Source organism: Terasakiella brassicae, assembly GCF_014641495.1.
In the GTDB taxonomy this organism is placed as follows: domain Bacteria; phylum Pseudomonadota; class Alphaproteobacteria; order Rhodospirillales; family Terasakiellaceae; genus Terasakiella; species Terasakiella brassicae.
Map to the genome: position 1 here is coordinate 50,800 of NZ_BMHV01000005.1, position 12,832 is coordinate 63,631.

General features: G+C 49.3%; 9 protein-coding genes. 2 read left to right on the forward strand and 7 right to left on the reverse strand.

Annotation, left to right across the window (positions count from 1 at the left end):
- Window positions 1–2: 2 nt before the first annotated feature.
- Complete coding sequence (gene gcvA, locus IEW74_RS04435) at window positions 3–896, forward strand: transcriptional regulator GcvA (RefSeq protein WP_188662035.1); 894 nt, start codon at window positions 3–5, stop codon at window positions 894–896.
- A gap of 151 nt (window positions 897–1,047) precedes the next feature.
- Complete coding sequence (locus IEW74_RS04440) at window positions 1,048–1,413, forward strand: response regulator (RefSeq protein WP_188662037.1); 366 nt, start codon at window positions 1,048–1,050, stop codon at window positions 1,411–1,413.
- Window positions 1,414–1,510: 97 nt separating this feature from the next.
- Here the strand turns inward: IEW74_RS04440 and rpmG are convergent, their stop codons facing one another.
- The 7 genes from rpmG to plsY all read right to left on the reverse strand — a co-directional run bounded on the left by rpmG (window position 1,511) and on the right by plsY (window position 12,813).
- On the reverse strand, window positions 1,511–1,678 hold the full coding sequence (rpmG, locus tag IEW74_RS04445) for a 50S ribosomal protein L33 (RefSeq protein ID WP_028877909.1): 168 nt from the start codon (window positions 1,676–1,678) through the stop codon (window positions 1,511–1,513).
- A gap of 233 nt (window positions 1,679–1,911) precedes the next feature.
- Complete coding sequence (locus tag IEW74_RS04450; RefSeq protein WP_188662046.1) at window positions 1,912–3,489, reverse strand: S41 family peptidase; 1,578 nt, start codon at window positions 3,487–3,489, stop codon at window positions 1,912–1,914.
- Window positions 3,490–3,544: 55 nt separating this feature from the next.
- Window positions 3,545–5,797: a ribonuclease R gene (gene rnr / locus IEW74_RS04455; protein WP_188662048.1), complete on the reverse strand. Its 2,253-nt coding sequence runs from the start codon at window positions 5,795–5,797 to the stop codon at window positions 3,545–3,547.
- Window positions 5,798–5,938: 141 nt separating this feature from the next.
- Window positions 5,939–8,272, reverse strand: a complete 2,334-nt coding sequence (locus IEW74_RS04460; protein WP_188662051.1) for a methyl-accepting chemotaxis protein — start codon at window positions 8,270–8,272, stop codon at window positions 5,939–5,941.
- Between the two features lie 115 nt (window positions 8,273–8,387).
- Window positions 8,388–10,997, reverse strand: coding sequence for a type I DNA topoisomerase (topA, locus tag IEW74_RS04465; RefSeq protein WP_188662053.1), 2,610 nt, complete (start codon window positions 10,995–10,997; stop codon window positions 8,388–8,390).
- Window positions 10,998–11,050: 53 nt separating this feature from the next.
- Entirely contained in the window at window positions 11,051–12,166 is a 1,116-nt protein-coding gene (gene dprA, locus IEW74_RS04470; protein ID WP_188662062.1) for a DNA-processing protein DprA, read from the reverse strand.
- Window positions 12,167–12,240: 74 nt separating this feature from the next.
- Window positions 12,241–12,813, reverse strand: coding sequence for a glycerol-3-phosphate 1-O-acyltransferase PlsY (plsY, locus tag IEW74_RS04475; protein WP_188662361.1), 573 nt, complete (start codon window positions 12,811–12,813; stop codon window positions 12,241–12,243).
- Window positions 12,814–12,832 lie beyond the last annotated feature (19 nt).

Sequence of the window (12,832 nt, forward strand, 5' to 3'; positions counted from 1 at the left end):
CGATGCGACGACACCTGCCAACTTTCACCTCTCTGCTTTGCTTTGACGCTTCTGCGCGTCATCTCAATTTCACACGCGCAGCCGAAGAACTCAACCTCACACAAAGTGCCGTCAGCAGACAGGTGCGCAATCTTGAAGAATTTGTCCAAGCTGAACTTTTCCACCGCATTAAAAAGAAACTGGAATTGACCGAAGAAGGCATCAGTTACGCCGAAGCCGTCAGCACTCATCTGAATGCACTGGAAAGCGAAACCTTGAAATTGATCACCAACGATCAAAACGATATCCGCCTTAATGTCGGGACGTTCCCGACATTCGGGTCTCGCTGGTTGATCCCGAAACTCAATCGCTTTACCCAGAAATATCCCAACATACAACTCAACCTGACCACAGGACTGACCGCGTTCGATTTCACCACACAGGATGTGGATATCGCGATTCAACATGGCGATGGCAACTGGCCGGATGTCGAGATCAAAAAACTAATTGACGAAACGGTTGTTGCTGCCTGCGCCCCCTCCCTCGTGGACGGACGCACGGGGTTAGAACCCAAAGACGTACTGGATTTCAGCCTCTTGAACCTGCAAACCCGCATGTATGCATGGCCGGAATGGCTCGCCCATCAAGATGTCACGATCAAATCACGCATTACCGGCCCAACCTTTGAAACCTTTTCCATGATGATCCGCGCGGCCCTTTCCGGTCTGGGTATCGCAATCGTTCCACCGATGTTTATTGAAGATGAACTGGCCTCAGGTCGGCTCATCTCCCCCTTTGGGCCGGAAATTAAAAGCCAACGCGGATACTATCTGGTCACAACGGCCAAAAAGAAAAAAATGGAGAAAGTAAAAGCCTTTAGCGCCTGGATTGATAGTATAAATTTAACCGAAAATTGAATAACTTTAACAAAATGTAATTAAATAGATAATACATATATTTTTAACTTTTTATCTTTTTCACCTCCCCTTTTAAGGCAATCTGATATATTAATAAAAACGTCCTATTCGCCGAATAAATAATGAGCCGTAAACAGAGCTACGCATAAGAATGTCAAAAACCATCCTGATTGTTGAAGATAACCAGATGAACATGAAACTGTTCAATGACCTTCTACAAGCGCATGACTATAACACCATTCAGACATACAGCGGGCATGACGCTGAAGACTTGGCTCGCCAGCATAAACCTGACCTTATTGTCATGGATATTCAGTTACCGGAAATCTCCGGTCTGGACATTACACAAAAACTAAAAAGCGATGACACCCTGAAACATATTCCCATTCTTGCCGTCACGGCATTTGCCATGAAAGGCGATGAAGAAAAAATTCTTGAAGGGGGTTGCGATGGCTATTTATCAAAACCTATATCGGTGCCGCGTTTTTTGCAGGCCGTTGCAGATTTTTTGGCATAAACAATCCTAAACACATTCCCCAGCCCCAAAGACACAAAAAAAAGGTTCCGACATAATCGAAACCTTTTTTATAAATTCTGGTACAAATCAGCTTGGATTATTTAATCTTCGCTTCTTTGAACAGCACATGCTTGCGTACCACCGGGTCGTATTTGCGGAATTCCAGCTTCTCGGTGATATTACGCGGGTTTTTCTTAGTTACATAGAAATAGCCCGTGTCAGCGGTGCTTACCAGTCTAACCTGAATGGTGGTCGGCTTAGCCATCTTACTTATTCCTGTAGCAAAAATGCGTCTGTGAGGGCCGGACAATACAGGCATTTTTTGCGATGTCAAGACGCTTTGTACGTTTTTATGACAATTTCAGTTTCTATCGCCCTCTATGGCGCAATATCGTCAAAAGCCGCTGTACTTGACTGGTAATTTTAACTTGCCCCCTCCCTTTTATCTTCGCGCAAATCAGGAAATTCGAGACAAAATAAAAATCGATTCCCGATATATTACTGCGCCAGTGTTGCCAGCGTCGTAGACCCGGTAAAACGTTGATAAAGACCGGGATCCAGAACCAGATTACGTGCAACCGCCATATCTATCTCTTTTTTGCTACTATCGGGGCGACAGGTCTGGCGCAATTTTTTACGCCCCTGACGATCATCCAGACCAACGGTCCGCCAACGGACCAGTAAATCAGCACCATTGCTTTCCGACAAAGCAGGTCCCCTGCCCTTATTTTGTTTTATGCCGCTTGTACAAACGCTGGGGCGCACCCCCAGTCCATGAAAGCTATATCCGCTGGGCGCGATCAAGCGTGACCATGTGATCGTTATCTCGCCATCATTGGGCAAGCGTTGAACAGACTGAACCGTTCCCTTGCCATAAGAGGAACTGCCAACGATGACCGCACGCTGGCGATCTTGCAGGGCGGCGGCAACAATTTCAGAAGCCGATGCACTTTTGCCATTTAGCAACACAACAACAGGTCGCCCATTGGTCATATCGCGCGGGTCGGCCTCAAATATTTCAAAACTATCGGGATGACGGCCTTTCGTCGAAATAATCCGCCCGCCTGAAATAAACAAATCCGCTACCTGTACGGCCCGTTTCAGCAATCCGCCGGGATTGCCCCGTAAATCAAGGATAATGCCTTTCAGGGCTTCGCCATGCATCAGAACCGCATCTTCGATATCCTGAGACAGGCTGCTCAATGTTTTTTCGTTGAAACGGGCAACCCGCAGCGTCAAAACACCATCGTCGTAATCCGCCCACACCGTTTGCGCGATCACTAGTTCGCGCCATGCAAAGACTTCCTGCGTAATCCCGGTTGACGGGCGTTCAATTTGCAGGGTGACTTCGGTTTGCACTTTACCGCGCAGCATCTCATTAACATCATGCAGGCTATGTCCAATCACGGCTTGATTATTCACCATAATCAGCATATCGCCCTTGCGTACACCGGCTTCATAGGCGGGGCCGTCCCGATCCACACGGTTGACCAAGAAACGTTCATCAATTTTTTGCAAGGTCATATTCAACCCGCCAAACCCTTCGCGGCGGTCGCGGTTTCCTTCGGCTTCATGGGAACCCGCATAACGCGAAAAGATATCAAGGTTGGACAAAGCCGCATCAAACACAGCCTCATAAATACGTTCTGCATTGGTCGCGCCAACATCACTGGAATAAGGCCAGACCGCCTGAACGACCTCATAAACCGCATCCGCCCAGCTTTCACTGTCATAGGACAAGGGTTCGATCACACTCTTGATCCATTGATCACCATACAAAACCTTGATGACCCCATCGGTTTCCACAATCGAAATTTCCGGGTCAATGGTCGCCAGACCACGCATGCCTTCCAAGCCCAACTCACGCACCGATACAGTGGATAAAGCCCGTTCAGAAATCGCATAGAATCCCGATGCCAAAATGGCCGAAACTTCATCACGGGGTAAAGTGCTGCGGATTTCGTTGGCACGATCTTCCTGCTGCACCTGATCAGACACGTGCAAACCGGGCGAGCATCCGGCCATCAGCATTAAGCCGACAAAAGCCGAAAGCCTATAGGAACATACCTTTTTCATCTTTTTATTGTGCCAAAAAAATATATTTCCCGCCAGCTACATATACGGATAAGCCTTAACGGGAACGTCTTTTGTGCTTGGGGGTCTTGCGGTGTCCTTTGCGTGGTCCCCTTTTATCATTGCCACCACGACCGAGCTTGGCTGCTTTTGCAACGTCTTCCGGGCTTAAAACCAACTGGAAGACCATGCCGCCTGTGATCGTATCAGCTTCAACCAGCTTGGCTTCCACCCGTTCCCCCAGCCGGAATGTAAAGCCACTGCGTTTGCCGACCAGCATATGCAATTGCTCATCGTGGTCGTAATAATCCTGTGGCAAACTGCGGATCGGCACCAGACCGTCAGCCCCGGTTTCGTCCAAAGTCACAAACAGACCAAAACGCGTAACGCCATTGATACGCGCACCAAAACTCGCCCCGACACGATCAGCAAGGAAAAGGGTCGTATAACGATCCATCGCATCACGTTCGGCAGCCGCTGCCCGGCGTTCGGTTTTGGAAAGATGTTCTCCCATATCGGCAAAATCACGTCCGCCTTCCTCCAGTCCCCCCTCCCCAAGGCCATAGCCGCGAATCAGCGCACGATGAACCAAAAGGTCTGAATAACGCCGGATCGGTGACGTAAAATGGGCATAACGATGCAGCGCCAGACCAAAGTGACCGATATTTTCAGGGTTATATTCCGCCTGTGATTGGGATCGTAAAACAACCGTATTCACCATCGTATTCTGATCGGTATCCTCTACCTGCTTCAAAATCCGGTTGAAGATTTTCGGACTTGGCGATTGTCCTTTTGCCAATTTGATATCCAGTGAACCGAGGAACTGGCGCAAAGCTTCCATCTTATCCAGCCCCGGCGCATCGTGAACACGATACATACAGGGTTGGCGCTTGGCTTCCAGTGCTTCTGCCGCCGCAACGTTAGCGGTAATCATAAATTCTTCGATCAATTTATGACTATCCAAGCGTTCGCGCTTGTCGATGGAGGCCACTTTGCCATTTTCATCAAAAGACATTTTACGTTCCGGCACATCCAGTTCCAGCACATGACGTTCTTCACGATAGCGCAGGAAGCTCTCAAACGCACCATAAAGCGGGTTAATGACCTTTTCCATCAAAGGGGCCGTTGTTTCATCTGTTTGGCCGTCACGCGCCATTTGAACCTGTTCATAGGTAAAACGGGCATGAGACCGCATCAAGCCACGAACAAACTTATGCCCCAACAAATGACCGTCAGCGTCAATCCACATATGGACCGCAACACAACCTCGGTCTTCATGGGGGACGAGCGAACACCAGCCGTTTGACAAGGCTTCGGGCAGCATGGGCACCACCCGGTCCGGGAAATAAACCGAATTGCCCCGTTCATAAGCACAGCGATCCAAATCATCGCCCCCGCGCACATAATGGGAGACATCGGCAATCGCAACGATGATATGCCACCCCCCTGCATTTTTCGGGTCGTTATCGGGTTCGGCAAAAACCGCATCATCAAAATCGCGCGCATCTGCACCATCAATGGTGACAAGGGGAATATTGCGCAGGTCCACACGTTTTCCCAGCGGCACGGCTTTTGCGTTTTCCGCTTGGGCAACGGCTTCTTCTGTAAATTCGGTGGGGATATCATGGGCATGGATGCACACCAAAGAAACCGCCTTGGGTTGATTGGTATCACCCAAACGTTCCACCACTTTTGCCGGTTTCAAACCGAACACACGACCTGGCAAAGGTTCACATAAAACAAGTTCGCCACTTTCTGCGTCCATTGCATTTTCCCGCGCAATGATAAATTCAGATTTGGCGCGGCGGTCTGTCGGGATCAAACGTCCCCCTTCGCCCCCATCCTGATAAATCCCCAAAACACGCGAAGGCGCTTCGGAAATCTGGCGAATAACCTGTGCTTCATATTCTTTGGCCGAAATTTTGCGCATCCGGCATAAAACACGGTCACGCAAACCATATGCGGTGCGCCCCCCCGATTGCGATACATAGATTTTAGGTGGCTGATCTTTGCCTTGCCAACTCAACGGCCGTGCCAGAAGTTCGCCATCCGTATCAATTCCGGTAATTTCCAAAACTGTCACATCCGGCAAGGTATCCGGTGTTGCAAGACTGCGTTGGCGCCCCCGACCCAATTTCCCATCCAGTTCCAATTCCTTAAGAACTTTTTTCAATTGGATTTTTGCAGGCCCTTTCAAGGCAAAGGCACGCGCGATTTCACGTTTGCCCACTTGACCGGGGGCATCCTTGATAAAGTCCAGAATTTGTTTTTTCGTGGGAAACGGAACGGGTTTTCTCGGCGTATCGTTCAAAATGGTGTACTTTCCTGTAACCGTCGGGGCGCAAAAAAGGCGGCGTGTCAGTTTTATCTTTTAAAGATATAATGTTTACACGCACGCGCGCAAGCCACATGGCATGACGGATTTCTTTCAGGCTATGTACACCTTCCCCCGCTATTCTTCAACCGCTTTGGACAATTCCTCCAATATATCCAACACGACCTGTGAATAATGATCAAGCTGGGTCAAATGGGCCAAGGCCTCTTCGAAATTACGATTTTCATGGGCCTGAAGCGCCTTAATCCCATAGGCATGAACCTGTTTATGCGGTTCGATCAATTTTTTGAATGCGGGATGCGCCAGTAATCTTTCATCCGTCACTTCATCATACCAGCGCCCCAATCGGCACGTGTGATGATCATGCATATCGCTTGATTTATGATCGCGGCGCCCCATAACCGTATTTACGATCTTGCGTTTGAACGCCATATGATCATTTTGGGCGACAAGGACGATACTGTAGGCATCCCCACCTGCGGCAAACTCTTCCACACGGGCATCCAGTTCGGCATTGCTTTTATCAATGGCTTCCAGAACGATATCAATTTCAATATTGTTATGTTCGGCAAGCTTGGCAATATGGGCGGTTCCGGCGGCGACTTCGTTCGCAGCCGTTGTCTGCTGGGCCAAAATACCGGCAATCTCTTCGACCTTGCCGGTCACATTATTGACCTTGGCGCTCATTTCCCCCAAGCGGTTATAAAGTTCCCCAATGACTTTCTGTCCGCTATTCACCGCGTCATTGCCCGTACTCATGGAACTGGTGATCGCATCCATTTCATCCAATAACGTCGAAATGCGGGCATTGATATCTTCGGTTGCCCCTGCCGTCTGATTTGCCAGATTTTTCACTTCACTGGCCACAACGGCAAATCCCTTACCCGCATCGCCCGCCCGCGCAGCTTCGATGGTCGCATTTAAGGCCAATAAGTTTGTTTGTTCGGCAATCGCTTCAATCTGGCTGACGATATCACCAATTTTTTCTGAGGATTGCGCCAACAGAGCTGTCTTATCAACAGCGTTATTCACCGCGCTATAGATATCGCCCATCGCGGCTGTTGCATTTTCCGCTTCGCTCATCCCTTCATTGGATGCGGTTTCGGCGTGGCGGGCATCTTGGGCAATGGCTTCGCCATTCTGGGCAATTTCGTTGACGGAGGCCACCAATTCTTCCACGGCAGAGGCCATTGCCTCACTGGCCGTATGCACATTGACAATATCATTACGCATGGATGCCATTGCAACAATCGCCCTATTTGCCTGCATCGCCGCTTCAACAACCCCATGCAATTGATGCCTGGATTGTTTATCAAGCTCATCCTTCCAGTTTTGCAATTCCACAAACCGGGCTTCGCGTTCCCGTTCCAGTTGATCATGGATTATCGCATTTTCGCGCAATTCCATCAGGGCCTGTGCCATCACCCCGACCTCGTCACTGCGCTCATGGCCGACAATTTCCATATCAAAATCCTTGTGAGAAATACATCGCAAGCCATTTGCCATACGCAAAATAGGCCCGGAAATGCTTTTTGAAATCCCGATAGAAAGCAAAATAGAAAGAACCAAGGCCGCCAAAGAAATATAAAGGGCGCGATTTTCAGCCGCACTGCGCATATCGCGAAAACGTGACGCATCCATTGCAATTTCCAGCACCCCGACAGGTTTTTGTGAAAAATCACGGATCACATCATATAAAACCGCATGGGCTTTTTCATTATAATGCGCCAAGCCCATTTGCGCCTTGCCCTCCAGAACAGCTTGCAGATTAACCGATGGGTTCAACGGCGTTCCACCCAGCGTAGAAGCAAAGGGTTTAAAGCCACCTTCACCTTGAATATAAAGAGACACATCTACAGCGTTGCGAGCCTTGTAACGATCAAAAAAAGCCTGCCCAAAAGACATACCAAATTCAACTGATCCAATATGGTTACCGCCCTGAAAAACAGGGACAACACCACGTACCCCGAGGCCTGCCACCCCTTTTTCAAGCCCGACAACAGGTTCTTTTGTTTGATTGGTTCGGGTTACCGTATGGCGAAAGGCAGAAAGATCATCACCAAATTTTTCCGGTTTGTGGATACGAGCAAACGAGGTTGCGGGCGGGCTATGAAACTGGAACTGTCGAACCGCATAGTTCTTTTTCATAGCCTGAAAGGAAGAACCGAATAATTCAAATAATTGGTCACGTTCCCCGTTTGCAAACGCATCGCTGGCCTGTGGAATTTGTGCCACAAGTGCGGCCAAGGACTGCGCCCGATAGGCTTCGGCCTCTATCGCACTGGAAATCGCAACATAATGGTTGTTCAACTCCCGGCTTTCCGACTGTGCAATAATTTCATCAACCGATTGTGTCATCGAAAACACAACGATGAGAATGGATATTAACGCAGAAACGATAACCCCAAAGCTGATTTTATAAGCAAGCTTGATATTGTGAAACGCAAACATCAATCCCTCCAGATATGAAAACAGGAGGTTCCCCCCTCCCCAATTAAGAAGAGAGCGTATCATTTATTTCTTATATTAGGAATTGATTTTACACAATCCACTTTGGAAAATTATATTATTCGTCTGCCGCATCCGCCTTTGCGGTTTTTTTGCTTGCCGCTTTTTTAGCCGGTGCCTTCTTGGTCGTTTTCTTGGCAGCGGTTTTCTTTTTCGCTGCCTTCTTACCAGCCCCTTTTTTATTCAGCATCTCAATGGCAATTTCCAAGGTGACGTCTTCACGTTCCATATCCTTGGGCAAGCGGGCATTGATCCGGCCGACCTTAACAAACGGACCCCAACGACCATTTTGCAGAATAATATCTTTCTTTTCATCCGGGTGCTGGCCCAGCACGACCATTTGTGTCTTTTCCATTTTTTCATGGATCAGGTCAATCGCGCGGTTTTCACCGATGGTATAAGGACTGTCTTCCTTGATGGAAACAAACGTTTTGCCAACGCTGACATAAGGACCGAAACGCCCGATCCCGGCCTTGATCATCTCCCCCGTATCGGGGAAAATTCCGACATTACGTGGCAAGGAAAGTAATTTAAGAGCTTTTTCCAAATCCATTTCCGCCGGGTTCATATCGGACGTCAATGAGGCGCGTTTGGGTTTTTTCTTTTTATCTTCCGGATCAATATCGCCGATCTGAACATAAATACCGTATGGACCACGGCGCATGGTGACCATCTCGTCGGTTTCGGGGTCAAGGCCCAATTCCTTCGGTCCGGCTTCAAGATCAGGCAGTGCACCATCGCTACTGTCATCCTTAATCAAGGGACGGGTATAGCGGCAATCAGGATAATTCGAACAACCGATAAAGGCCCCGAACTTACCCAGTTTCAAACTCAAGCGGCCTTCGCCACAAGTCGGACAGACGCGCGGGTCTTTGCCTTCTTCATTTTCATGGAAGAAATGCTCTTCCAAATCTTTATCCAGCGCATCCAAAACATCACGCACGCGCAATTCTTTGGTATCTTCGACAGCCGCGCTAAAGGCAGCCCAGAAATCACGCAAGACTTTTTGCCAATCTTCCGCCCCATTGGAGATTTCATCCAACTGGTCTTCAAGGTTCGCCGTAAAATCATATTGAACATAACGTTCAAAGAAGTTTTCCAAAAATGCCGTGACCAGACGACCACGATCTTCTGGAATGAAACGTTTCTTGTCCAAACGAACATAATCACGATCCTGAAGGACCGAAATAATACTGGCATAAGTGGACGGACGCCCAATGCCTAATTCTTCCATCTTTTTAACAAGGGAGGCTTCGGAATAGCGCGGCGGCGGTTGTGTGAAATGCTGGTCCGCATTCACAGGGCCGAGGTTCAGCGTATCACCGGTTTGCACGTCCGGCAGAATTTTGTCGCTTTTCTCGTCATCGCCATTGTCGTCGCTGCCTTCCTGATAAAGCGTCAGGAAACCGTCAAACACAACGACCGAGCCACTGGCACGCAACCATGTTTGCTTGTCCGCACTCTGGATAACCACGCCGACTTGATCTAGAACCGCGCTTTCCATCTGACAGGCCACCGTTCGTTTCCAAATCAGGCTGTAGAGTTTCAACTGGTCCGCATCCAGATATCTTGCCATTTCTTCCGGGCGACGGGTCACTGCGGTTGGGCGAATGGCTTCGTGGGCTTCCTGTGCGTTCTTGGCTTTTGTTTTATACGTGCGTGGACTTTCCGGTACATATTTGTCGCCATATTGATCCTTGATCAAATCACGGGCACCAAAAATCGCCTCATTAGACAGGTTCACCGCATCGGTACGCATATAGGTGATCAAACCGACAGTTTCCCCGCCAAGGTTAATCCCTTCATATAATTTTTGCGCAACCTGCATGGTTCGTTTTGCACCAAATCCCAGTTTGCGCGAGGCTTCCTGTTGCAAAGTGGATGTGGTAAACGGTGGGGCCGGATGACGGCGTGTTTTTTTCCGTTCAACATCGGCAACAGTGTAACTGCCCGCTTCAACCGTAGCGACCGCCTTGTTCGCCGCCGCTTCATTGCCGATGTCCAGCTTGGCAAGCTTGTCCCCGTTTAAATGGGTCAGGTTGGCGGCAATGGTTTTGCGTTTCGGGGTCGTGAACTTGGCATCAACTGTCCAATATTCATCGGCCTTAAAGGCTTCGATCTCGGCTTCGCGTTCACAGATTAAACGCAAGGCAACCGATTGCACACGACCGGCAGAACGCGATCCCGGTAATTTACGCCACAAAACAGGCGACAGGTTGAACCCCACAAGATAGTCCAAAGCCCGGCGCGCAAGATAAGCTTCAACCAGTTCCTGATTGACTTCGCGCGGACTGGCAACCGCATCCAAGACAGCCTGTTTGGTAATTTCATGGAAGACGATACGTTTGACATCAACGCCTTTTAACAAGCGTTTATTCGCCAACACTTCCTGAACATGCCATGAAATCGCTTCGCCTTCACGATCAGGGTCAGTCGCGAGATACAGTTTATCCGCGCCCTTCATGGCGTCCGTAATATCTTTAAACTGTTTTTTGGACCGCGCATCCATTTCCCAGTCCATCGAGAAATTTTCGTCCGGTCGTACAGAACCATCCTTGGCGGGTAAATCGCGTATATGACCGTATGAGGCAAGAACGATATAATCCTTACCCAAATATTTATTGATCGTTTTGGCCTTTGCGGGCGATTCGACGACAACTACGTTCATAAGCGATCTTCTTAAATTCTATTCCACTAACTGCACTCATGTCGGCAAACCGTTTAAATAATTGAAGAAACCATGTTCCCGGGATGGCGTTCCACATGCCCCGCCAATTCCAGTTCCAACAAAACAGTTTGCACAACGGAAGCAGAGATTTGGCATTGACGAATGATTTCGTCAACACAAACTGGTGAAATTGATAAACTTTCTACAATTACCTTACGAGCTTCGGTTAGCTCACCCTCCCCTGGTAATGTGGTTTTAACATCTTGAAAATATTGGTATTTCCTTTCATTTAAAGGGGTGTTTTTCAGGCTTTCCAGTTCATAAAAAATATTTTGCGCATTTTCCAGTAAATGCGCACCTTCGCGAATCAGGCCATTTGTTCCGGCTGCACGCGGGTCCAATGGCGAACCGGGGACGGCAAAAACTTCGCGCCCCTGTTCCAAGGCCATCCGCGCGGTAATCAAGGAACCGGACCGGGGGGAGGCTTCAACCACCACAATCGCACGGCACATGCCCGAAATAATGCGATTGCGCCGTGGGAAATGACGGGCTTGCGGTTTGGTCCCCAGCTTTGGTTCCGCGATCACACAGCCCCGCAACGTCATCTCTTTATATAAGGACGCATTTTCGCGCGGATAAATCACATCAACGCCACCGCCTTGCACCCCAACGGTCCCGGTTTCCAACGCAGCGGCATGGGCCGCGCCATCAACACCCCGGGCCAAGCCGGAAACGACCAGCAAACCGCCTTCGCCCAAATCACGGGCAATCTGTCCGGCAAATTTACATCCGTTCAAGGTTGCATTGCGCGCGCCAACAATGGCAACGGCTTTCTTTTTTAAAAGATGTGTATGTCCACGCACACATAAAACCGGAGGCGCATCTTCAATATGGGATAATAAAGGGGGATAACGGTCTTCATCGCGCACAATCACTTCTGCGCCGATTTCCGCCAACTCGGTCATTTCGCGTTCGGCATCCGATTTGGAACAAACCGCAATTTTTTTCTTACGTCCGCCTTTGCGGGCCAGTTCAGGCAACGCATCCAACGCGTTGGATGCCGTCCCGAATTGTTCCAACAAGCGGTAAAATGTAATGGGACCGACATTTTCGCTGCGGATCAACCGCAGCCATGCCAGTTTTTCTGTATCGGAAAATAAATGCGTCATCAGCCTGAACCGTTCCTCTGTCAGTGTTATGACAAAAGCTATGAACGGTTCAGGCTGATTTTACGCCAAAGACTTTATTTTTTTTGACCGATTTTCGGTTCTTCACCGGCAAGCAGGCGTTTGATATTGGCATGATGGCGCACGATGCCAAGGGCGGCTAATAAGACAGCCAACACCGCCTTATTTTCATCCCCCAGAAAATACATGTAAAAAGGCGAGGCGGCAAAAGACACAAGGGCAGCCAATGACGAATAACGCAACGCCAGCGCAACCAACAACCATGTCGCAGCCGTCACCAAACCGGCAGGCCATGACATCGCCAATAAAACACCCAATGTGGTTGCGACCCCTTTGCCGCCTTCAAATTTCAGCCACATGGGGAAATTATGCCCGATCACCGCCATCATCCCAGCGATAATCGCGGCATCCGGGGCAAACCAATATCCGGCCAGCAAGACGGCAACGGCGCCTTTGCCGCCATCCAATAACAACGTGGCCGCCGCCAGATCTTTACGACCTGTGCGCAACACATTGGTGGTGCCGATATTACCCGAACCGATCGAGCGCAGATCACCGGCTTTAAACAACTTGGTCAATAACAGGCCGAACGGAATGGACCCTAGCAAATAGCCGAGCAAAGCGGCCATCTGCCATTCATGGGTCACG

What these genes read in the sequence shown, in the direction of transcription:
- IEW74_RS04440 (WP_188662037.1), top strand. Translation starts at nt 1,048, where the DNA reads ATGTCAAAAACCATCCTGATTGTTGAAGATAACCAGATGAACATGAAA.
- IEW74_RS04460 (WP_188662051.1), bottom strand. Translation starts at nt 8,272, where the DNA reads ATGTTTGCGTTTCACAATATCAAGCTTGCTTATAAAATCAGCTTTGGG.
- gcvA (WP_188662035.1), top strand. Translation starts at nt 3, where the DNA reads ATGCGACGACACCTGCCAACTTTCACCTCTCTGCTTTGCTTTGACGCT.
- plsY (WP_188662361.1), bottom strand. Translation starts at nt 12,813, where the DNA reads ATGGCCGCTTTGCTCGGCTATTTGCTAGGGTCCATTCCGTTCGGCCTG.
- dprA (WP_188662062.1), bottom strand. Translation starts at nt 12,166, where the DNA reads ATGACGCATTTATTTTCCGATACAGAAAAACTGGCATGGCTGCGGTTG.
- topA (WP_188662053.1), bottom strand. Translation starts at nt 10,997, where the DNA reads ATGAACGTAGTTGTCGTCGAATCGCCCGCAAAGGCCAAAACGATCAAT.
- rpmG (WP_028877909.1), bottom strand. Translation starts at nt 1,678, where the DNA reads ATGGCTAAGCCGACCACCATTCAGGTTAGACTGGTAAGCACCGCTGAC.
- IEW74_RS04450 (WP_188662046.1), bottom strand. Translation starts at nt 3,489, where the DNA reads ATGAAAAAGGTATGTTCCTATAGGCTTTCGGCTTTTGTCGGCTTAATG.